Annotated in this window: 24 protein-coding genes and 1 tRNA gene; 18 read left to right on the top strand and 7 right to left on the bottom strand. The window is 60.5% G+C overall.

Annotation, left to right across the window (positions count from 1 at the left end; genetic code table 11):
- The first annotated feature begins 53 nt into the window (after window positions 1-53).
- The 6 genes from H2Z84_RS02800 to H2Z84_RS02775 all read left to right on the top strand — a co-directional run bounded on the left by H2Z84_RS02800 (window position 54) and on the right by H2Z84_RS02775 (window position 2,624).
- Window positions 54-245 (top strand): hypothetical protein, encoded by a 192-nt coding sequence (locus H2Z84_RS02800; RefSeq protein ID WP_059286275.1) that lies wholly within the window; start codon window positions 54-56, stop codon window positions 243-245.
- Complete coding sequence (locus tag H2Z84_RS02795; protein ID WP_181834640.1) at window positions 245-805, top strand: glycoside hydrolase family 19 protein; 561 nt, start codon at window positions 245-247, stop codon at window positions 803-805. The genes H2Z84_RS02800 and H2Z84_RS02795 overlap by 1 nt, the downstream gene beginning before the upstream one ends.
- Before the next feature lie 61 nt (window positions 806-866).
- Window positions 867-1,472, top strand: coding sequence for a hypothetical protein (locus tag H2Z84_RS02790; protein ID WP_181834639.1), 606 nt, complete (start codon window positions 867-869; stop codon window positions 1,470-1,472).
- The gene (locus H2Z84_RS02785) at window positions 1,469-1,777 is read left to right on the top strand and encodes a hypothetical protein (protein WP_181834638.1); all 309 of its coding nucleotides are present in this window, start codon (window positions 1,469-1,471) and stop codon (window positions 1,775-1,777) included. Before H2Z84_RS02790 ends, H2Z84_RS02785 begins: the two co-directional genes overlap by 4 nt.
- Window positions 1,774-2,205 (top strand): hypothetical protein, encoded by a 432-nt coding sequence (locus tag H2Z84_RS02780; RefSeq protein ID WP_181834637.1) that lies wholly within the window; start codon window positions 1,774-1,776, stop codon window positions 2,203-2,205. The genes H2Z84_RS02785 and H2Z84_RS02780 overlap by 4 nt, the downstream gene beginning before the upstream one ends.
- Window positions 2,202-2,624, top strand: coding sequence for a DUF1353 domain-containing protein (locus H2Z84_RS02775; RefSeq protein ID WP_181834636.1), 423 nt, complete (start codon window positions 2,202-2,204; stop codon window positions 2,622-2,624). The genes H2Z84_RS02780 and H2Z84_RS02775 overlap by 4 nt, the downstream gene beginning before the upstream one ends.
- A 96-nt stretch (window positions 2,625-2,720) precedes the next feature.
- Here the strand turns inward: H2Z84_RS02775 and H2Z84_RS02770 are convergent.
- The 4 genes from H2Z84_RS02770 to H2Z84_RS02755 all read right to left on the bottom strand — a co-directional run bounded on the left by H2Z84_RS02770 (window position 2,721) and on the right by H2Z84_RS02755 (window position 4,968).
- Window positions 2,721-2,796 (bottom strand) — tRNA-Thr (locus H2Z84_RS02770).
- A gap of 44 nt (window positions 2,797-2,840) precedes the next feature.
- Window positions 2,841-3,305: a hypothetical protein gene (locus tag H2Z84_RS02765; RefSeq protein ID WP_181834635.1), complete on the bottom strand. Its 465-nt coding sequence runs from the start codon at window positions 3,303-3,305 to the stop codon at window positions 2,841-2,843.
- Between the two features lie 265 nt (window positions 3,306-3,570).
- The gene (locus tag H2Z84_RS02760) at window positions 3,571-4,218 is read right to left on the bottom strand and encodes an FMN-binding negative transcriptional regulator (RefSeq protein ID WP_181834634.1); all 648 of its coding nucleotides are present in this window, start codon (window positions 4,216-4,218) and stop codon (window positions 3,571-3,573) included.
- A gap of 60 nt (window positions 4,219-4,278) precedes the next feature.
- Window positions 4,279-4,968, bottom strand: coding sequence for a B3/B4 domain-containing protein (locus H2Z84_RS02755; protein WP_181834633.1), 690 nt, complete (start codon window positions 4,966-4,968; stop codon window positions 4,279-4,281).
- Between the two features lie 64 nt (window positions 4,969-5,032).
- On the opposite strand from H2Z84_RS02755, the gene H2Z84_RS02750 reads away from it, so the two are divergent.
- From H2Z84_RS02750 to prmB, 5 genes are all read left to right on the top strand, one after another.
- Window positions 5,033-5,629: a helix-turn-helix domain-containing protein gene (locus tag H2Z84_RS02750; protein ID WP_258869266.1), complete on the top strand. Its 597-nt coding sequence runs from the start codon at window positions 5,033-5,035 to the stop codon at window positions 5,627-5,629.
- A gap of 240 nt (window positions 5,630-5,869) precedes the next feature.
- Window positions 5,870-6,439, top strand: a complete 570-nt coding sequence (locus H2Z84_RS02745; RefSeq protein WP_181834631.1) for an aminodeoxychorismate/anthranilate synthase component II — start codon at window positions 5,870-5,872, stop codon at window positions 6,437-6,439.
- 89 nt (window positions 6,440-6,528) lie between these two features.
- Window positions 6,529-7,557 carry an anthranilate phosphoribosyltransferase gene (trpD, locus tag H2Z84_RS02740; RefSeq protein WP_181834630.1) on the top strand — a complete coding sequence of 343 codons (1,029 nt, stop codon included), beginning with the start codon at window positions 6,529-6,531 and terminating at the stop codon, window positions 7,555-7,557.
- Window positions 7,558-7,639: 82 nt separating this feature from the next.
- A complete protein-coding gene (locus H2Z84_RS02735) occupies window positions 7,640-9,016 on the top strand; it encodes a phosphomannomutase/phosphoglucomutase (protein WP_181834629.1) in 1,377 nt (458 codons plus the stop codon).
- Window positions 9,017-9,151: 135 nt separating this feature from the next.
- Window positions 9,152-10,072, top strand: a complete 921-nt coding sequence (gene prmB, locus H2Z84_RS02730) for a 50S ribosomal protein L3 N(5)-glutamine methyltransferase (RefSeq protein ID WP_181834628.1) — start codon at window positions 9,152-9,154, stop codon at window positions 10,070-10,072.
- A gap of 66 nt (window positions 10,073-10,138) precedes the next feature.
- On the opposite strand, the gene H2Z84_RS02725 is transcribed toward prmB, so the two are convergent.
- Together H2Z84_RS02725 and H2Z84_RS02720 are read right to left on the bottom strand one after the other, a co-directional pair.
- Window positions 10,139-10,762, bottom strand: a complete 624-nt coding sequence (locus H2Z84_RS02725; protein WP_181834627.1) for a LysE/ArgO family amino acid transporter — start codon at window positions 10,760-10,762, stop codon at window positions 10,139-10,141.
- Window positions 10,763-10,884: 122 nt separating this feature from the next.
- Window positions 10,885-11,832, bottom strand: a complete 948-nt coding sequence (locus H2Z84_RS02720) for a LysR substrate-binding domain-containing protein (protein ID WP_181834626.1) — start codon at window positions 11,830-11,832, stop codon at window positions 10,885-10,887.
- Window positions 11,833-12,027: 195 nt separating this feature from the next.
- Here H2Z84_RS02720 and H2Z84_RS02715 point away from each other — a divergent pair, with 195 nt between their 5' ends.
- The 7 genes from H2Z84_RS02715 (at window position 12,028) to H2Z84_RS02685 (ending at window position 17,593) form a co-directional block, all read left to right on the top strand.
- On the top strand, window positions 12,028-12,750 hold the full coding sequence (locus tag H2Z84_RS02715; protein ID WP_181834625.1) for an isochorismatase family protein: 723 nt from the start codon (window positions 12,028-12,030) through the stop codon (window positions 12,748-12,750).
- A gap of 96 nt (window positions 12,751-12,846) precedes the next feature.
- Complete coding sequence (locus H2Z84_RS02710; RefSeq protein ID WP_181834624.1) at window positions 12,847-13,593, top strand: SDR family NAD(P)-dependent oxidoreductase; 747 nt, start codon at window positions 12,847-12,849, stop codon at window positions 13,591-13,593.
- A gap of 13 nt (window positions 13,594-13,606) precedes the next feature.
- On the top strand, window positions 13,607-13,903 hold the full coding sequence (locus tag H2Z84_RS02705; RefSeq protein ID WP_181834623.1) for a putative quinol monooxygenase: 297 nt from the start codon (window positions 13,607-13,609) through the stop codon (window positions 13,901-13,903).
- A gap of 161 nt (window positions 13,904-14,064) precedes the next feature.
- Window positions 14,065-14,961, top strand: coding sequence for a pirin family protein (locus H2Z84_RS02700; protein ID WP_181834622.1), 897 nt, complete (start codon window positions 14,065-14,067; stop codon window positions 14,959-14,961).
- The gene (locus H2Z84_RS02695; protein WP_181834621.1) at window positions 14,958-16,163 is read left to right on the top strand and encodes an MFS transporter; all 1,206 of its coding nucleotides are present in this window, start codon (window positions 14,958-14,960) and stop codon (window positions 16,161-16,163) included. The genes H2Z84_RS02700 and H2Z84_RS02695 overlap by 4 nt, the downstream gene beginning before the upstream one ends.
- 33 nt (window positions 16,164-16,196) lie before the next feature.
- Window positions 16,197-17,102 carry a LysR family transcriptional regulator ArgP gene (locus H2Z84_RS02690; RefSeq protein ID WP_181834620.1) on the top strand — a complete coding sequence of 302 codons (906 nt, stop codon included), beginning with the start codon at window positions 16,197-16,199 and terminating at the stop codon, window positions 17,100-17,102.
- 53 nt (window positions 17,103-17,155) lie between these two features.
- Window positions 17,156-17,593 carry a cytidine deaminase gene (locus H2Z84_RS02685; protein WP_220272669.1) on the top strand — a complete coding sequence of 146 codons (438 nt, stop codon included), beginning with the start codon at window positions 17,156-17,158 and terminating at the stop codon, window positions 17,591-17,593.
- Between the two features lie 98 nt (window positions 17,594-17,691).
- Here H2Z84_RS02685 and purL read toward each other — a convergent pair whose 3' ends face one another.
- A complete protein-coding gene (gene purL / locus H2Z84_RS02680; protein ID WP_181834618.1) occupies window positions 17,692-21,651 on the bottom strand; it encodes a phosphoribosylformylglycinamidine synthase in 3,960 nt (1,319 codons plus the stop codon).

Raw genomic sequence — 21,651 nt, 5'->3', positions numbered from 1 at the left:
CTAAATCGACAAGCCCGCCCCGTGCGGGCTTTTTTTGTGCCCCGGGAGGGCCTATGTCTGAAGAAAAAAACGAGCTGCAGCAGGATCGCACCCTGACCGATGCCGATGTGGACGCGATCATCGACCGTACCTTTGACCGCTTCCGTATCAATGTGGGCGGCGGGGTGCTGGCGCTGGCTTGGAAAGGGGTAATCGTGTTCATCGTCGTGGTGGCCTACTACGGCTGGAAGAAAGGCGGCGGCTGATGAACCTGACCACCTCAATCCTGCAGGCCGGCACCGGCTGCACGGCGGCGGCTGCAGCGAAATGGTTGCCGGCCATGCAGGCTGCCTGCGACCGCTACCAAATCAATACCCGACTACGGGTTGCCGCCTTCCTTGCCCAGATCGGCCATGAATCTGGCCGCCTGGTCTACGTGCGGGAAATCTGGGGGCCGACGGCCGCGCAGCTGGGCTACCAGGGTCGCACAGACCTGGGCAATACCCAGCCGGGTGATGGCTTTCTGTTCCGTGGCCGTGGCCTGATTCAGATCACTGGCCGGGCGAACTATGCCGCGATGGGTCAGGCACTGGGCCAGCCCCTGCTGGCGCACCCCGAGCTGCTGGAACAGCCGGCCAATGCCGCAATGTCTGCCGGGCAGTTTTGGCAAAGAGAAGGCATCAACCGTTTTGCCGATGCTGGCGATATCGATGGTGTCAGCGACATGGTGAACCGTGGCCACAAGACGGCAGCCATCGGTGATGCAAATGGTTTCGCTGAGCGCAAGGCGCTGTACCTGGCTGCCCTCAAGGCGATCCCGGCCTGACCACACAATTTTTGCAATCCACACCCCGCCATGTGCGGGGTGTTTGCATTCTGGAGGCTACATGCCCGAAACCCTGCAAACCTTCGACCTGCTGGACCTGCAGCAATACACCAAGGAAGGCGCATTCTCCCCGGCCGCGTCGAAGGACTTCCACCTGTTCTATGTTGGCCGTGACAACGTGCATGAAATCCTGAAGCACGTGCTGAGCCGCGTCAGCGTCAGCTTGTATCTGAATATGTTCGGCTACGACGATGACGAGCTGAACGAAATCATCATGGGCATTGTGCATGACCCGTCTATCACCTGCCTGATCACCCTGGACAAGTCCCAAGCCGGCGGGGTGCATGAAAAGCGCCTACTGGATTCGGACGCTGCGCGCGACCCGATCGGCTTCAACACCCACTTTGTCATCGGGCAGTCGGCCACGCACCAGATCAGCCACACCAAGGGTTTCGTTGCTGACGGCAAGGTCGGTGGCGAAGGCTCCACCAACTGGAGCAATTCCGGCGAAGGCACCTTCGTGGTGGCCGGCCAGGCTGGCGGCACCGGCTATAAGGCCCAGAACAATACCCAGACCATCTTCATCTGCCCGGATGCAGTTGCCCGTTTTCAGGCAGAGCTGCTGGCCGAGCATGTGGCTGCGCAGCGGCAGGCGGTGAAGGCATGAGCAAGCTACTCACCCTGCTGCTGTCGCCCTTCGCCACGGCTGGCCGCGTGCTGAAGGACTGCGCCACCGACGAATACGGCAAGAGCTTCGACACGGTGAACACCGCCGCCACGGTGGCATTCATCGTCGGCATCGCCCTGGTGGTGACCAGCTTCATCACCGGCAAACCCTTTGACCTGGCCACCTACTCGCTGGGAGTGAGCGCCCTGCTGGCGGCCACCTGCGGCGCTCAGCGCTACAAGCCGCCGGCCATCCCCGATTCTCCCGCAGCACCCTCTGACACATCGAAAGGACCTACCCAATGAAGAAAGCTCTCTCTGCCATGCTGTTCGTCGTTGCCGCATTCGTCATGACTGCATGCGCTACCGCAACCCACCAGACCCCGGCCCAAGTTGCTGCCCAGGTCTGCCCGCAGTTGCAGGCCGTCAATGCGGCTGTCGCCGATACCCCGGGCATCATTTCCCCGGCGGATGCCGCCAACTTGGCCAAAGCCGCGCCCTACGTAGACAAGGTGTGCTCTGCCGCGACTTCTGCACCGACGAAGCCCGACTTGAAGGCCCTGGCCAGCACGGCCGTGCCGATCTTGCTCGATGTGCTGGGTGCGTCCAGGCTGCCGGAGATCGATAAGGTGCGGATTAGCTTCGGCGTGAATCTGGCCAAATCAATCATTGCCCAGCAGCTGACCGAAGAAGCCGCAGAAGCCAGCGCACTGCCGGCGAGTGCATCGCAATGAGCGCCTTCCTGTCCGAGCTGGCTACCGTGCTGGTCGACGATACTGCGGCCGGTGGCCGTGGCATCTGGCGGGTGGTGCAGCCATTTGTCTACCAGTCTGACATCTTGGGCAAGACGATCACGGTCGAGCCGGGCTTCCTGACAGACTACGCCAGCGTGCCGCGCGTGCCGGTGCTGTATCTGCTGTTCGGGGATACCACGCACAAGGCTGCGGTGCTGCACGACTGGCTGTACCACCATCACGAGGTGTGCGACGAGGCTACGGCCAACCTGGTGCTGCTGGAGGCTGCGAAGATTGCACGCATCCCGCGCTGGCGTCGGCTGGGCATCTATCTCGGGGTAAAGCTTGGGGGAAGTTCGAGCTGGGAAGAGGACGGCCGAGGGAATGGCCACCAGCTGGTAGACGGGGTGATTGTGTAGGCTGCGCAACAGCCGTATTAGACGAGGTTGTCTAATATCCTGTCTAAAACGTAGAAAACAAAACGGGCCTTGTATTTCTACAAGGCCCGTGGAATATGGTGCCGGCGGCAGGAATCGAACTCGCGACCCCCTGATTACAAGTCAGGTGCTCTACCAACTGAGCTACACCGGCGAAGGGCTGCAATATAGCGTCTTGCCCCTTAGCTGGCAAGCCCGTCAGTGCATTTTTTTATGCTTCTTGATCGGCTTTTTCGCTAGCTTATTGTTTTTGCTTGATTTGTGATGGGCGGATTTGGCGGCATTTTTTTTGCCTGCCGTCACTTTGCTGGCAGGCTTGTGCGTTGCAGCTGTCGCGTGCTTGCCATGCTGACGGTGCTGCCCCCGGCCCGCGGCGTGATGCTTGCGGCTGGACGGCTTGCTGGCTTTGCGGTGGGCATTGGCGGTATTGGCCTGACTGGCTGGCGCATGATGCATTGGCTTCTTGGCAGACTTGAGCGGTGCGCTCGGCACATCACCCGGCAGTGGGATGTCTTCGGTTTCTGCATGGGCGAAGCCGCCCAGCAGCAGTGCACCCAGCAACAGGGCAGTGCGAATAAATGAATGATTCATGGTGAAGTCTGGGCCCTTAATGGTTGGCCATCTGGCTTGATGAACATGGATGCAAGGTGGCAATACTAGCATGGCTTGTGTTCCAACATCATCCAGCCAGATAGCACGCAGCCAGCATGGCCCATGCAAGCGGCAAGCGGACTACGGGCAATATCGCAGCCACTATCCCAGACAAAGTCTCACCCTTGCCGGCTACGCCGCCACCACTCCACCACACCAGTGCATACAGCAAGCAGGCTGACTGGCTGACGTGGAATCCGCCCGACAAGGCCGGGCGAGTATTGATCAGCGGGTCTCCAGATAGAGCAGCCCCATGGCCGGGGCTGCGTCCCGATCATTACGATTCGCGCAGCCGAGCCAGCTCCAGCATCGCACCGCCAATTGCTTGGCTCGCACCGCACACTCCCCTAGCGAGCGCCTGCCCTGCCCCTTGCATATCGATCAACTGCTCATCCTGGCCCAACTTGTTTTTGCCAAGCAGCCGGGTAATGTCGACTTGTACGCCCACAATATTTTGCAGCAGGTCTTGTAGATACTCAGCCGGTGCGTCGGCCATTTTCCATGGCGCGGGCTGACTCGCCTCATGCGTCCGGGTGAGCCTGCCCACCACCGCCCGTAGAAACTTCTCATCATCAATAAAGCGAATCCGGCCATGCGCATGGACCACCATGTAATTCCAGGTGGGGACCTGACGCTGTGTCAGCTGCTTGCTAGGGTAGTAATTAGGTGAGACATATGCATCCGCTGCGCGGAATGTCACCAGGACTTCAGCACCATCCTTCACTTGTTCGCGCAGAGGATTGCGCCTGGCAATGTGTGCATTGAGCACGCCCAGCTCGCCCGCGTTGCGCAATAGTTCGAACGGCAAATGATTGGCATCCAGCCCGCCGGAATCATGGGTGATCAGGCTGCCAAACGGATGACTGGCAATGATGTCGTGCAAGGCTGCAATATCAGTCTGGGCAAAATGTTCTGGCAAATACATGGCAACTCCTTGGCGTGTTGCCATGTATCACCGCATGGCAGATGCGTACTCCACATTACATTACGGCAAGGTAATCAGGCTGGACTCGATCGCCGAGCCTGGCATCATCTGGGCAATCCCCTGTGCCAGCGCATCGCCGGCCTGCTGCAATGCTTCCAGCGGCATGGCTGGCAGGCTTTCCAGGATGAACCACATCTGCCGATCGGCAGCACTCAGCCGGGTTCTTACGCCTTGCCGCCAGTTCCAGCGACGGCAGGTCACCCCTTGGTCGTCACGCCAGACCACTTCGCCGCGCTCGGGCGACTCCATGGCAGGCAGCCCTTCTTTCACGGTGTCGAACAACTCGCTGCCATCAGCCAGCACCAGTCTGGGCTGGCCAATATAGGCCGCCAGGTTTTCACCACCCACCGGAATGGCATAACGCAGACTGATGGCGTTATATAGATCCACCACCGGATCGATGGCGGGCAGGCTGCCATCGCGCAACACCCGCTTGCGCAGCGCTTCTGCCGAACACGGCGTGCGTTGCGGCTTGGCACCAAAGGCACGGAACACATCAGCCCATGCCTGCATGTGTGCATCGGCCCATGCTGGCCCGCCAGCCTGGGCAAAGCGGCAGGCCTCGCGCAACTGCTGCGCCCCAAGCTCTGGCACGGCCAACATAGCGGCTTCCACACGGATGCTCAGGGCGCGAAATCCTGGTGCAATAGAGGCGATTTCCGGACTGATTGACGGTAAAAAAGCTGACATTGAGGTATCCTTTAATGACTGATTCATTTCATCTTACCGACCAATGTCCAAAACAGTCAACATAATGACCGACCCAGGTGCCGATGCCGAATCCATCAGTGCAGCACTTGCCAACCGCCTAAAACAACATCGCAAAGAGCAGAAACTGTCACTGGACGAGCTGTCGCGCCGCGCTGGCGTCAGCAAGGGCATGCTGGTGGAAATCGAGAAAGGCAGTGCCAACCCCAGTATTGCCATCCTGTGCAAGCTGGCGGCCGCGCTGGGCCTTTCCGTGGCGGATATTGTGAATGTGGCCAGCACACCGGCCATTCACATCATCGAGCAAGCCGACATCCCGCGGCTGTGGAGTGGCTCCAGCGGTGGCTCGGCACGGCTACTGGCAGGCAGTAGCGGCCCGGACATGGTGGAACTGTGGCGCTGGGAAATGCATCCGGGTGAGGTATTCACCTCGCAGGGGCATCCACAGGGGACTTTCGAACTGTTTCATGTCGAACAGGGCGAATTGCAGTTAGGCGTGGGCGATGATGTCCATACCCTGCGTACGGGTAGTGCAGCAGTAGCGCGTACCGATGCACCGCATCATTACGCCAATCAAAGTGATGAGCTACTGGTATTCACCATGACAGTGGCCGAACTCAGCCCCTTGCGGAGCATCAAGTAGCGGGCCGAAGAAGCAAATGCCCTTGCCATGGCTGACAATCACTAGCGCGGATGATGGTACAGCGCCTATCTGGCGGGTTTGCATGGGCTGCACAGCAAACACGGTTCCGGTATAGTAAAGCCCATCTCATTCACCTGCCCGCTTGCCCTGCCCCAACAAAATCAGCCTGGGGTGGCGAAGGGGGTAGCAAATAGCTGGCAATCCAATTGATACCAGCAAATTCAAGGGTTCAAGCTAATCATGCTGCTGATGATCGACAACTACGACTCTTTTACCTACAACCTGGTGCAGTACTTCGGCGAGCTGCAGCAAGAGGTAAAGGTGTTTCGCAATGATGAAATCACCCTGGAACAAATCGAAGCCTTGCAGCCGCAGTACCTGGTGATTTCCCCCGGCCCCTGCACCCCGAACGAGGCCGGGGTTTCGGTGGCGGCCATCAAGCACTTTGCCGGCAAGCTACCCATCATGGGTGTGTGCCTGGGCCATCAGGGTATTGGCCAGGCCTTTGGTGGCAAGATCATCCACGCCAAGCAACTGATGCATGGCAAGGTGTCGCCGGTGCATCACCATAATGTCGGCATGTTCCGTGACCTGCCCAATCCGGTCAGCTGCACCCGCTATCACTCGTTGGTGATCGAGCGTGAAACGCTACCGGATTGCCTGGAAATCACCGCCTGGACTGACGACGGCGAAATCATGGGTGTGCGCCACAAGACACTGCCCATCGAGGGCGTGCAGTTCCATCCCGAGTCCATCCTGACCGAGCATGGCCACCGCATGCTGGACAATTTCCTCAAGGAATTCGCCTGAGCGAATGACTGACGGCCCCGCCCAGTACTGACGGGGCCTCTTTGCCGTGCTGCCAAGACAGCCCCGCCCGCGATTCAAGGACCTTCATCATGCTGACCCCCCAGGCCGCCCTCAACCGACTGATTGACGGCAACGAACTGTTTTTTGACGAAATGCTGGATCTGATGCGCCAGATCATGCGTGGCGAGCTGACGCCGGCCCAGACGGCTGCCATTTTGATTGGGCTGCGTACCAAGGTGGAAAGCGTGTCGGAAATCGCGGCAGCGGCCACCGTGATGCGCGAGTTCGCCACCCCGGTACCAGTGCGTTCGCGTGACCACCTGATTGACACCTGTGGCACCGGCGGCGACAAGAGCCATACCTTTAATATCTCCACCACTTCGGCCTTTGTGGTGGCGGCAGCCGGGGCGCGAGTGGCCAAGCATGGCGGGCGTTCGGTATCGTCCAGTTCTGGCAGCGCCGATGTGCTGGAGCTACTGGGTGTCAATCTGGCACTCAGCCCGGAGCAAGTGGCCCGCTGTATCGATGAGATCGGCGTCGGCTTCATGTTCGCCCCCAACCACCACAGTGCAATGAAGCATGTTGCCCCCATCCGCAAGGAACTGGGCGCGCGCACCATCTTCAACATCCTGGGGCCGCTGACTAATCCGGCCAACGCCGACCACCAGATCATGGGCGTATTCCATCCTGATCTGGTCGGCATCCAGTCGCGGGTGTTGAAGCAACTGGGCAGCAAGCATGTGATGATCGTGCACGGCATGGATGGTCTGGATGAAATCACCCTCAGCGACCGTACCATGGTGGCCGAACTGAAAAACGGCCAGATCGAGGAGTACATCCTGGACCCGCGCGAACTGGGCTTCAGCTTCTTCGAACTCAAAGACATCCAGGCCACCAGCGCGGCTGCATCCCGTGACATCCTGCTGTCGGTACTGGACAACCAGCCCGGCCCGGCGCAGGACATCGTGCTGCTCAATGCCGGTGCAGCCATTTATACTGCGGACATTTGCACCACACTGGCGGATGGCATTGCCCTGGCCCGCGAAGTACTGGCCAGCGGCCAGGCGCGCGCCAAACTGCAGCAACTGATAGCACTGAGCCAGTCACTGGCTGCCTAACCCCGTTCTTGCACGTCCGGCCACCGGTGTGGCCGGATAGTTTGACTATTGATTCCTGCTTCTCGAGATATTGCCTACCATCATGCGCACACCATCCCAAGACATTTTCAAGGCTTACGATATCCGCGGCATTGTCGGCAAGACACTGACAGTAGAAGCCGCCCAGCGAATCGGCCATGCCATCGGTTCGGAAGCCGTGGCACGCAAGGTCAAGGCCATCGTCATCGGCCGTGATGGCCGCCTGTCCGGCCCCGATCTGAGCGATGCACTGGCCAATGGCATCCGTGCCGCCGGGGTGGATGTCATCGATGTCGGCCGTGTGGCCACCCCCATGCTGTATTTTGCTGCTTACGAACTGGGCACCCTGTCTGGCGTCATGGTCACCGGCAGCCACAATCCGCCGGACTACAACGGTTTCAAGATGATGCTGGCCGGCGATACCCTGGCCGGCGAAGACATCCAGGCCCTTTATCAGCGCATTGCCAGCGGCGATCTGGCAGAAGGTGCCGGCAGCTACAGCACCCATAACATTACCGAAGCCTATCTGACACGCATCACCAGCGATATCAAGCTGGAACGCAATATGAACATCGTGGTGGATTGCGGCAATGGCATCGCCGGCGACTTTGCTCCCGTGCTGTTCCGTCGCCTGGGCTGCCGCGTGCGCGAGCTGTTCTGCACCGTGGATGGCACCTTCCCCAATCACCATCCGGACCCGGCCAAGCCGGAAAACCTGCAGGATGTGATCGAAGCGCTGGCCAAGACCGATTCCGAGCTGGGCCTGGCTTTTGATGGCGACGGCGACCGCCTGGGCGTGGTCACCAAGGAAGGCAATATCATCTGGCCAGACCGCCAGCTGATGCTGTTTGCCGCCGACGTGCTGGAACGCAACCCCAAGGCCAAGGTGATTTACGATGTCAAATCCACCCGCCTGCTCAAGCCGTGGATTCTGGAAAACGGTGGCGTGCCGGTGATGGCACGTACCGGTCACAGTTTTATCAAGGCCAAGATCAAGGAAACCGGTGCCCTGCTGGCCGGCGAGATGAGCGGCCATGTGTTCTTCAAGGAACGCTGGTACGGTTTTGATGACGGCATGTATGCCGGTGTGCGCCTGCTGGAAGTACTGTCGCGGGTGGAAGACCCCAGTGCCGTGCTCAATGCCCTGCCCAATGCCATTTCCACCCCGGAACTTAACCTCAAGATGAAGGCGGAAGGCGAAAACCACGCCCTGATCACCAAGCTGCAACAGACAGCCAGCTTTGATGGTGCCGAGGAAATCAACACCATGGATGGCCTGCGGGTGGAGTATGCCGACGGTTTCGGCCTGGCGCGTGCATCCAACACCACCCCGGTGATCGTGCTGCGTTTTGAAGCGGATAATGCCGAGGCGCTGGAACGCATCAAGGCCGACTTCCGCCGCGTACTGGCCACTGCAACGGATGCCAAGCTGCCGTTCTGATCGGAAATAGTGCAGCAGCGGCCGCTTGCCCTATAATGGCGGCCGAACCAGACCACAGGGGACATGGCAGGCCATGTCCCCTGTCATTATTGACAAGGGACGGCCATCGCGGCCCCCTGTCCAGAAAGGACAAGCATGTACGCCCAGGCTGCCAGCAGCTTTACCACCGTGCGCGATCTGCTGCGTTTTGCGGTGTCGCGCTTCAATCAGGCCGGCCTGACCTATGGCCACGGCACCGACAACGCCCACGATGAAGCCGCCTACCTGATCCTGACTACGCTGAAGCTGCCAATCGACCGGCTGGAACCCTATCTGGATGCCCGCCTGCTGCCCACGGAAGTCAAGGACGTCATCGACCTGATCGAACGCCGTGCCGAAGAAAAAGTGCCGGTAGCCTATCTCACCCACGAAGCCTGGCAGGGCGAGTTCAGCTTCTATGTGGACGAACGCGTGCTGGTGCCGCGCTCCTTCATCTACGAACTACTGGGCGAGCCGCTGCAGCCGTGGATCGAACACCCGGAACTGGTGCACCGCGCACTGGACCTGTGTACCGGATCTGGCTGCCTGGCCATCCAGCTGGCCCATCACTACCCGGATGCCGAAATCGACGCCGTTGACATTTCGCTGGATGCGCTGGAAGTTGCCGCCATCAATGTGCAGAACTACGGCCTGGAAGAGCAGATTCAGCTGATTCACAGTGATTTGTGCGAGGGTCTGGAAGAAGCCTACGATCTGATCATCGCCAACCCGCCCTATGTGGATGCCGAGTCGGTGGATGCCCTGCCGCAGGAATACCTGCACGAGCCGGAAATTGCCCTGGGTTCCGGCGAAGACGGCCTGGACGCCACCCGTGAAATCCTGCGCCGCGCACCGGAACTGCTGACCGAGCACGGCGTGCTGCTGGTGGAAATCGGCCACAATCGCGAGATGCTGGAAGAATGCTTCCCCAACCTGCCCTTCATGTGGATGGAAACCGCCAGTGGCGACGGTTTTGTGTTCCTGCTGACCCGCGAAGACCTGATCAACGGTCTGGCGCTGGATGAAGCTGCCGAATAAGGCCCTGCCTGCTCCAATAGCAAAAGCCGGACATCGTCCGGCTTTTTTGCATTTCAACAGCAGGCCTCAGTGAGTAAAGCCGTAATTCCAGACCAGCAGGCTGCTGGTAAACAGCATGATCAGGCCAATAGCACAATCCAGTACGCGCCAACTGCTTTCCTTTTGGAAAAAGGGTGCCAGTTTGCCCGCAAAGAAGCCGATGCCGGCAAACCACACTACCGATGCCGTGATGCTGCCCAGAATGAAAGAAGGCGCGGCCAGGCTGCCATATACCGATGCCACGCTGCCGATCAGGATCACTGTATCCAGCCAGACATAGGGGTTGAGCAGTGTCACCAGCAAGATGGTGCGAATGGCGCGTTTGCGGTCACGCTCCACCGAACCCTCCAGCTTGAGTGCGCCCGGATGGGCGGCGGCGCGGAAGGATTTGAAACCCAGCCACAGCAAGAAAGCTGCCCCCAGCCAGGCCACCGTCTGCACGAAACCGGGAATGGCACCGATGATCTTGCCCATGCCCAGCACCCCGCAGCTGATCAGCAGCACATCCGCCACGATGCAGATCAGCACGATGGGCAGGATATGGCTGCGGCCGATTCCCTGGCGGATGATAAAGGCATTTTGCGGGCCAATGCCCACGATCTGGCTGGTAGACAGCCCCAGGGCAGCCAGATAGACATTCAAATTGAACATGATTTTCTCGCCATACAAGCAGCTGTTTTGCCAGGTGGCAAAGCAAGCCAAGAATAGGCGCGTAGCTTAAAGTCAATTTGAATAGAAGTTAAGCTAATAATTTTTATGTACGATAAGAAATTTTAATTTAAACCATCGCCCTGACAAGCGCGGTACTCCAGCATGCCTGGCAACTCGCTCTTGAAGAAATCAATCAACACCCGTACCGCCGGCGACAAACCACGACGGGTCGGATACAGCATCACCAGCCGACCATCCTTGGGTCGCCACTGTGGCAGCAGCAGTTGCAAGCGGCCATCAGCCAACTCCTCCGCACAGCTATAGAGCGGCAACCCTGCCACCCCCAGCCCGGCCAGTGCCGCCTGCTTCAGGGTTTGAACATTGTCACTGCGCAGCAGCACATTCACCCGCACGTCCTGGTAGCTGCCAGATTCATGGCGTAACAGCAAGACATCAGTGCCACCTTCCAGCGGTCCAAACAGCAGACTGTTATGGCCCTCCAGCTGTTGCGGCCATAGAACATCGCCCTCTTGCGCCAGCCATGCCGGCGTGGCCAGCAAACCCCACTGGGCGGTACACAGGCTGACCTGCACCAGGCTGGATGATGTCTGCTCGAAACCAACACCACGCACCACTACATCCACCCCCTCTTCCAGTAAATCCACCTGGCGATTACTGGCCTGCACCGACAACTTCACCTTGGGATAGCGCTGCATGAAGGCAGGCAGCAAACGGGACAGCACGGCATCGGCAATGGCAATCGGCACACTCAGCCGTACCTGGCCGCTGGGCTCCTGCTGGCGCTGGCGTACCGCAGCCTCACCCGCCTGCGCCTCGGCCAGCATGGCCAGGCAGTGGGCATACAGCGCCTCGCCGGCATCGGTCAGCCGCAGATTGCGCGAGTTACGTTGCAGCAGGCGCGTCTCAAGCCTCTCCTCCAGCAAACTGACCCGCCGCGAAATGCGTGACTTGGGCAGTCCCAGGGTGCGTGCGGCCGCACTGAATCCCTGGCGCTGCACCACCTGGGAGAACAAAAACAGATCATTCAAATCCAGTGCGAGGGGAATCATGTGTATTTCCTTGCAAACAGTTTGCAGAATATCGTTCCACCAGCGGAACGATAAATACGATTTTTCCTATATTTTAATCCTGAGTGGCTTGTCCATAATACCTCCACGCAATCAAGCCTTTGGTACAGTCCCTGGCCAAATCGGGCAAAGGGAGCAGGGCCGGATTGCCTCAACCACAACACAAAGGACCAAGCCATGAAAATCCGCCAACTGCTCTCCGCCACCCTGATCGGCCTCGCCACCCTGTCCGTCGCCAGCGTATCCCTGCCGGCCTCCGCAGCCACCACCACCGCTGCCCAGCAAAATGCCAACCTCAGCATGCTGTCGCGTGACAATACCGTACTGCTGCTGGTTGACCATCAGGTTGGCCTGATCAGCGGTGTGCGTGATACCACGGTTGGTGATCTGAAACACAATGTGGTGGCTCTGGCCAAGGCCGCACGCACCCTGGGTGTGCCGGTTATCGTGACTGCCACCATGCCGGACGGCATGTGGGGCCCGACCATGCCGGAACTGACCGCCGCCCTGCCGGGTGTTCAAGTGATCAGCCGCACCATGATCAACGCCTGGGATGATCCGAAAGTCCGCGCGGCCATTGAAAAGACCGGCCGCAAGCAAATCGTGGTGGCTGGCGTATCGCTGGAAATCTGTGCCAGCTTCCCGGCATTGTCAGCCAAGGCTGCTGGCTATGACACCCGCGTGGTACTGGATGCTTCCGGCACCTTCAATGAAGCCAAGCGCACTTCCGGCCTGCAACGTCTGCTGGGCGCTGGCATCCCGGTCACCGACTATGCCACGGTAGCGGTGGAAATGCTGCGTAGCAATGTCGACCCCAAGGCACATGATGTCTACGGCGATCTGGACATGCCGTTTGCCACCCTGGTATGGCAGATGCAAAGCGGCTTCACCAAGAAATAAGCTGCAGCAGTGAGCACAGCCAGCGCCTACATCGCGGCGCTGGCGGCTAACACCTTCTTCTTTCAGCCAGCTTCAGTCAAACAGAGCAGATTCACCATGAAACAAGCAGACAAGGTAGCCGTCGTCACTGGCGGTTCGCGTGGTATTGGCGCAGCCATTGCCCGCAAGCTGGCCAGCCAGGGTGCGCAGGTGGTCATTGTTTATCGCAGCAATCAGCAGCAGGCCGATCATGTCGTTGCTGACATCATCAGCCAGGGTGGCAAGGCAGCAGCCTATGCGGCCGATGTCAGCCAGGAACAGGACGTGCGCGATGCGCTGTCTGCCATCGCCACGCGCTTTGGCCACATCGACATCCTGATCAACAATGCCGGGGTGTTCGAGGGCCGCACTCTGGCCGACGTGGATGCCGAACATATTGCCCGTGTATTCAACGGCAATATGGGCAGCATGCTGCTGATGACCCGCCATGCCCTGCCGTTCTTCCCGGAGCAAGGCGGGCGCATCGTCAACCTGTCCAGCAACCTGATTTACTCACCGCGCATCGGCACCGCCGTTTACTCGGCCAGCAAGGCAGCCGTATCGGTACTGACGCATGCCTATGCACTGGAGTTGGGGCCGCGTGGCATTACCGTCAATGCCGTGGCACCGGCGATGACCGAAACCGACATGACCGCCGCCACACCGCTGGCCCGGCGCGAAGCCGTAGCCAATGGCACCCCGCTGGGCCGGGTGGCGCAACCGCAAGACATCGCCGACGTGGTGGCATTCCTGGCCAGTGAAGACGCGCGCTGGATTACCGGCCGCACCCTGCTGACCGATGGCGGCCTGACCGATGCCCTGTAAGGCAGCAACAGACATGCATGTATTGACGGTTGAGCTGACCATCAAGCCGGAATGTCTGGCGGATTTCCTGCAAGAACTGCAGCAGTTCAGCCGTTTTATTTTGCAGCAAGAGGCAGACTGCCTGCGCTTCGAGATCTTCCAGGACGACAACGACCCCGGCCGCATCCTGTTGCTGGAAGGCTGGAGCAGCCGCCGTCATCTGGAAGAGGTGCAGTTGCAGCGCGCCTACTACCAACCCTATTTCGCCAGAGTGCACACCATGTTTGCGGCAGAACGCCAGCTGCGACACTGGCGAGCACTGCCCCTTTAGCACTGCGGACAAAGCCTCGCAGCACACCCTAAGCAAGGCGCGCCGATGCAGACAGCACCAGCCGTACGGCAAGGAGGCGCAATGCCCGAACTGGGGCTTTGTCAGCAGGGCTTAACAACGCTGCGGCCGTTTGGCCCGGCGGCAATCAGGATACAAGCAAGATGACGCAATTGAAGATTTCCGCACCGGTCCACGGCCAGCCGCTCACAATCGGCAGTGGCTTCCAGGCCCAGCATTTTGGCGAACAGATGTTCGCGGGGCTGATCGACCCGGTGGTGATGGTGGATCACTTCCACATGACCGCCACTACCTTCGAACCCCACCCGCACGCTGGCATTTCTGCGGTGACTTATATGTTCGAAGACGCAGCCAGCCCGCATGTCAATTACGACTCCATGGGCAATCAGGGGCCTATCGTACCTGGTGCCTTGCACTGGCTGGCAGCCGGACGTGGTGCCGTGCATACCGAACAGCCGGAAGGCGTCAATCCGCACGTGCATGCGCTGCAGATTTTCGTCAACCTGCCGGCCAGCAAGAAAATGCAGGCGCCGTTTGCCGTACATGCCGAACCGGCCGACATCCCGGAATACCACGCACCCGGCGTACGGGTACGGGTAGCCGCCGGCAGCAGCAACGGCATTCAAGCGGCCCACACCGCAGCACTGCCGGAAGCCTTTACCTTGCTGGATGGTTTTGTTGATCCCGGCCAGCGCTTTGCCCATGTGCTGGAGCCGGGCTGGAACGCCATGCTCTACGCCATCAGCGGTCCGCTACAGCTACAGGCGGCAGGGCAAACGGCTGACATTCCCGCCGGCAGCGCAGTGGGCATCGGCCTGGATGCCACGGCAGTACAGGGGGCCGAGCTGCAGCTGTATGCTGCCACGGGCTGCCACTTTGTCTTGCTGTCCGGTCCGGCACTGAAAGAGCCGCTGGTCAAACACGGCCCCTTCGTGATGAATAGCAGCGAGGAAATCAACGAGCGCATCCGTGCCTATCAGCGCGGCGAATTCGGCCAATTAACCGACGACTGGCTGCGCAACAGCCGTCAGCCAGCATGACGACGCCGATCCAGCCTGCAACAGCACCGGCCACCCACTGGCCGGCCCTGCTGATTGCCATTTTCGCCGGCGCCGCCGGGGCCTTCAGTCTGGGCAAGGTGCCGGCGGTGCTCGGCCTGCTGCGACATGAGCTGGGGCTGAGCCTGGTGCAAGGCGGCTGGATCGCCTCGGCCTTCAATAGCCTCGCCATTGTGCTCAGCCTGTTCATGGGCTTGTTGCTGGCACGCTGGAATGCACTGCAAGCCGGCCTCATCGGCCTGCTGCTATTGCTGCTGGGGGGCGGGCTGGCCCTGCCGGCACACGAGTTGGACATGATGCTGGCTTCGCGGGTAATCGAGGGCATCGGCTTCCTGCTGGTATCAGTCGCCATGCCCAGCATGATTGTCAGCCTGGCCAGCGAGCGCGACAAGCGGCTGGCCCTCAGCCTGTGGGCGGTTAATCTGCCGCTGGGGGCGGCCATCGGCATGCTGCTGACTCCAGCTTTGGCGGCGCTGGGCGGCTGGCGACTGGCTTGGTTGGCCGGCATGGCGCTGCAGTTGCTGGCTCTACTGCTCTTGCTGGCGTGCAAGCCGGTCTTCCAACAGCGCAACCTGCAGGCCACCCAGCCCCCAGATTCACAGGCAGCGCCATTCTCCGTGTTGCGGCAAGCGGCAGTATGGCGCTATGGCCTCGCTTTCATGCTATATACGCTGATGCTATGGGCAGTGTTTGTCTGGCTGCCATCCATGCTGCATGGCCGACCAGAGCTGAGCGCCAGCCACATCGCCCTGCTGTCGGCGCTGGCCGTGGCGGCGAACATCCCCGGCAACCTTGGCGGTGCCTGGCTGTTGCGCCGTGGCATGGGGCGCGACACGCTGATTTGCGCCGCACTGGGGCTGATGGGGCTAAGCGGGCTGCTTGCCTTCTGGCCCGGCTTGTCGCCAGATGCCGCCTATCTGCTATGTCTGCTGCTGTCATTTTGCGGTGGTGCGGTGCCGCCAGCGGCCTTGTCCTCCACCCATGGGCTAAGCCGTGGGCCGGTGCAGCTGGCCATCCTGCAAGGCTACTTTGTGCAACTGGCCAATCTCGGCCAATTGCTCGGCCCCTTGCTACTGGCGGCCATGGTGGCTGGCTCCACAGACTGGAGCGTGGCACGCTGGCTGTTTATGGCGGGTGCCCTGCTCGCTGCCCTGCTGTTTGCCATGCGGCCACGCAGCCATTAGCATGGCTTTCTTCTGCCATCGCCGGAGCCTGCCGTGCTCGACCCGAAACAACTGGAAGCCCTGTCCGCCGTGGTGGACAGCGGCGGCTTCGATAAGGCGGCACGCAAGCTGTTTCTGACCCAGTCGGCCATTTCCCAGCGCATACGCCAGCTGGAAGAACACCTGGGGCAGCCAGTGCTTACCCGTACTAGCCCACCGGCCCCCACCACCGCCGGCCGCCTGCTGCTGCAACACTTCCGTCAGCTCAGTCTGATGGAAGGCGAACTCCTTAATACCCTGCTGCCGGATGGCGAACAAAGCGACTTCACCACGCTGGCCGTGGGCGTGAATGCCGACAGCCTGGCCACCTGGTTTCTGCCCGCCGTGCAAGAACTCATGCAGCGCCGCCGCTTGCTGTTCGACGTGATGATGGATGATCAGGACTACACCCACGAGCTGATGCGCAGCGGCCATGTCGCTGGCTGCATTGGTACCCGCGACACGCCGATACAGGGGGGTGAATGCCATTTCCTCGGCTGTATGCGTTATCTGTGCCTGGCCACGCCGGACTTTGCCGCTCGCTACTTTGCCGACGGCTTCACGCATGCGGCATTGGCACAGGCACCGGCCATCATTTTCAGCGGCAAGGACGATTTGCACAGCCAGTTTCTGCGCCAGGTCGCCGGCTATGACGGCAGCACCCCCCACATCACCCTGCCCACGCCACAGGGTTTCGTGCAGGCAACCCGGCTGGGGCTGGCCTACAGCCTGCTGCCGGAGCTGATGATAGATGATGACCTGGAGAGTGGCCGCCTGCTGGATTTGCTACCCGGCCAGTATGTCGATCTGCCCTTGTACTGGCATCACTGGCGGGTGGAATCTTCGCTGGCTGGCGATCTGAGTACCGCCCTGCTCGGCTGGGCGCGGCAGGTATTACGCCAGCAGCTGCCCGAGCGTTGACAGCTGTCAAGCACGGGAGCAAGATCACGCGCCCTGCATCAGGATCAGACAATATGCCGCAGCACACACCTACCCCGGCCCAGTGGGCCGCGCTTGAACAAGCCGCGCGTGACGCCGCCCGCCGTGCCTATGTGCCCTATAGCCGCTTCGCCGTTGGCGCTGCCATTCTGGATGCACAGGGGCAGATCCACCCCGGCTGCAATGTCGAAAACGCCAGCTATGGCCTCGCCAATTGCGCCGAGCGCACCGCCATCTATTCGGCTCGCGTATTGCACGATCTGCAGGAGATTGTGGCGGTCTGCGTCTATACCCCTACCGCCACCCCGACCTCGCCTTGCGGCGCTTGCCGTCAGGTACTGAACGAATTTGGCCCCGGCATGCTGGTGCGCTGCATCTGCGATGGCAGTGAACGTATCGACACCACACTGGATGTCTTGCTGCCGCATGCCTTTGGCCCGAAAAACCTGAGCGACGCGGCCAGTTCTACGTAACGACCAGCAGCGGGGCCGAGCAGCACCCTCGCAGCGCACATAAAAAAACGGAAGCCCTAAGGCTTCCGTTTTGTTTTGCGATATATCGCGCAGCCTGCTTAGCCCACCCAGCGACGGGCCGAGGCGAACATGCGGAACCAGGCACCGTTCTCGCCCCAGTTATCCGGGTGCCAGCTGTTCTGCACGGTACGGAACACGCGTTCCGGGTGCGGCATCATGATGGTGAAGCGGCCATCAGCGGTGGTGACACCGGTAATACCGGCCGGCGAACCGTTCGGGTTCAGCGGGTAGGTTTCGGTAGCGCGACCATCGAAATCGACATAACGCAGCGCGGCAAGCACGCCGTCCTGTGCGCCCGGGGCAAACACGGCGCGGCCTTCGCCGTGGCTGACCACTACCGGCAACTGGCTACCTACCATGTCGGCCAGGAAGATGGACGGCGACTCGGTCACTTCCACCATGGTGAAGCGGGCTTCAAACTGCTCCGACGCATTGCGCTGGAATTTCGGCCAGTGCTGTGCGCCCGGAATGATGCCGGACAGATTGGACATCATCTGGCAGCCATTGCACACACCCAATGCGAAGGTATCGCCGCGCTGGAAGAAGGCTTCGAACTGCTCACGAGCACGCGGGTTGAACAGCACGCTCTTGGCCCAGCCTTCACCGGCACCCAGCACGTCGCCGTAGCTGAAGCCACCGCAAGCAGCCAGGCCCTTGAAATCAGCCAGCGATACGCGACCGCTGATGATGTCGCTCATGTGCACGTCGACGGCCTGGAAGCCGGCGCGGTCGAATGCGGCACCCATTTCCAGCTGACCGTTCACCCCCTGCTCGCGCAGGATGGCCATGCGCGGACGCGCACCGGTGGCGATGAACGGCGCGGCCGGGTTCTGCTCCGTATCAAACGACAGCTTGGCAAACAGACCGTCCGACTTGGCATTGGACAACAGCAGATGCTCGCTGTCGGCGCAGGCCGGGTTGTCACGCATGCGTTGCAGGCGATAGCTGGTTTCGCTCCAGGCCTTGTGCAGGTCGATACGGCTTTCGTTGAACAGCTCGTCACCATGATGATTGATGACCAGGCGGTCCTTGCTGTTGATCTTGCCCAGTACAAACAGCTCGCGGCCAATACCGGCAGCCATGAAGCGGGAAATCACCTCGGAAGTGTGGGCCTTTTTCACCTGCAGCACGGCGCCCAGCTCTTCATTGAACAGCACGCGCATGATGCGGCCGTGGGTGGCTGCTTCTGCTGTCGGCTGCACGAAATCGTCGATGAAGCGCTGGGTATTCTTGCGCTCGATCACCAGTTCCTGCAGGTCAACCGTCAGGCCGACATGGCCGGCAAACATCATTTCCGCCAGCGTGGCAAACAGGCCGCCATCGGAACGGTCGTGATAGGCCAGCAGCATGTCGTCACGCAGCAGGCTTTGCACGGTGTTGAAGAAAGCAGCCAGCTGGGCCGGGCTTTCCACGTCCGGCGCACGGCCTTCCATCGCCTTCCATACCTGGCCATAGATGGAGCCACCCAGGCGGCAGCGGCCATAGCCCAGGTCCACCAGGATGATGTCGGTGTCTTTTTCATTGCGCAGCTGCGGGGTTACCGTCTTGCGCACGTCTTCCACCGGCGAGAAAGCGGTGACGATCAGCGAAACCGGTGCTGTCACCGACTTCTTCTCGCCCTGCTCTTCCCACACGGTTTTCATCGACAGCGAGTCCTTGCCGACCGGGATGCTGATGCCCAGGTCCTGGCTCAGGCGCGAAACCGCTTCCACGGTCTGGTACAGGCGGACTTCTTCGCCCGAATGGCCAGCCGCAGCCATCCAGTTGGCAGACAGCTTAATGTTGCCGATGTGACTGACAAAGCTGGCGGCGATATTGGTGAGCGACTCGCCAATGGCCATGCGGCCGGACGCGGCGGCATCAAACAGTGCGGTCGGGGTACGCTCGCCCATGGCCATGGCTTCGCCACGATGGCTGTTAAAGCCCATGGTGGTGACGGCCACATCGGCCACCGGCACCTGCCACGGACCCACCATCTGGTCGCGTGCGGTCATGCCGCCCACCGAGCGGTCGCCGATGGTGATCAGGAAGGATTTGTCAGCCACGGCCGGATTACGCAGCACACGGTAGGCGGTTTCCTTCAGATCGAAGCGCGAGGCATCGAACACGCGGAATTCCAGCGGCACGGTCTTGACGTCGCGGGTCATGCGCGGCGGCTTGCCCAGCAGCACTTCCAGCGGCATGTCTACCGGATTGTTGTTGAAGTGATCATCACGCACTTGCAGATGGCCATCATCAGTGGCCACACCCAGCACGGCAAACGGACAGCGCTCGCGTTCGCAAATGGCGGTAAAGCGTTCCAGGTCCTGCGGCAGGATGGCCAGCACGTAACGCTCTTGCGATTCGTTGGACCAGATCTGCATCGGCGTCATACCCTTTTCTTCCAGATGCACCTTGCGCAGATGGAAGATGGCACCACGGCCGGCGTCATTCACCAGTTCCGGGAAAGCATTGGACAGGCCGCCGGCGCCCACGTCGTGGATCGACACGATAGGGTTGTTGCTGCCGTACTGCCAGCAACGGTCGATCACTTCCTGACAGCGGCGCTCGATTTCCGGGTTGCCACGCTGTACCGAGTCGAAGTCCAGGTTTTCGCTGTTGGCACCGGTGTCCATCGAGGATGCCGCGCCGCCGCCCAGGCCGATCAGCAGGCTGGGGCCACCCAGCTGGATCAGCAAAGCGCCTTCCGGGATTTCGTTCTTGTGAATCTGTTGCTGCTGGATGCTGCCGAGGCCACCAGCAATCATGATCGGCTTGTGATAGCCGCGCACTTCGCCATCCACCACTTCTTCAAAGGTACGGAAGTAGCCGGTCAGGTTGGGACGACCGAATTCATTATTGAAGGCAGCGCCGCCAATCGGGCCATCCAGCATGATCTGCAGCGCCGAGGCGATACGACCCGGGCGGCCATATTCGGCCTGCTCGTCGCTGTACACTTCCCACGGCTGTTTGAAGCCCGGAATGTTCAGGTTGGATACGGTAAAGCCGGTCAGGCCAGCCTTGGGGCGCGAACCACGGCCGGTAGCGCCCTCGTCACGGATTTCACCACCGGAGCCGGTAGACGCACCCGGGAACGGGGAAATGGCGGTCGGGTGGTTGTGGGTTTCCACCTTCATCAGGATGTCGGTCGGTTCGGTGGTGAAACCGTACTCGGCCGTTTCCGGTGCCGGGTAGAAGCGGTCGATGAAGGCACCCTCGATCACCGAGGCGTTGTCCTTGTAGGCGACCAGCGTGCCTTCCGGATGTGCATCGTGCGTGTCACGAATCATGCGGAACAAGGACTTGCCCTGCTCTACACCATCGATCACGAACTGCGCATTGAAAATCTTGTGACGGCAATGTTCCGAGTTGGCCTGGGCAAACATCATCAGCTCAACGTCGGTGGGATTGCGGCCCATGCGGGTGAAGTTGTCCACCAGATAGACGATTTCGTCTTCGGACAGCGCCAGGCCCAGTGTACGGTTGGCGGCTTCCAGAGCGGCACGGCCGCCAGCCAGGATATCCACGCTGGTCAGCGGTTGCGGGTCCATGTGCACGAACAGCTTGTCTGCGTCATCCAGCGCTGGCAAAACGGTTTCAGTCATGCGATCGTGCAAGAGGCCCGCCAAAACCTGACGAGCCTCTTCACTTAAAGATATACCAGCGGTGCTGATCCAGTAGGCAGTGCCGCGTTCGATGCGTAGCACTTGCTCCAGCCCGCAGTGGCGGGCGATGTCGGTGGCCTTGGATGCCCAGGGCGACAGGGTACCCAGTCGTGGCGTCACCAGGAACAGCTCGCCCTGCGGCGCGTCCGGATACGGGGCCTCGCCATAATTGAGCAGCTTGCCCAGAATATCTTGCTGTTCGGTCGAGAGTTGGCTTTCGCTTTCGGCGAAATGCCAGAATTCGGCTTTCACGCTGATCTCGGGCAAACCGGCCTCGGCCGCCGCAGCGAGAAGTTTTTCAAGACGAAACTGGGACAGGGCGGCACCGCCCCGCAGCTTGAGAATGGTCGACAT

The sequence above is a fragment of the Aquitalea aquatica genome (assembly GCF_013911085.1).
Classification (GTDB): Bacteria; Pseudomonadota; Gammaproteobacteria; order Burkholderiales; family Chromobacteriaceae; genus Aquitalea; species Aquitalea aquatica.
The sequence above is the reverse complement of the archived record's forward strand: the minus strand, read 5'-3'. Positions and strand labels throughout refer to the sequence as shown.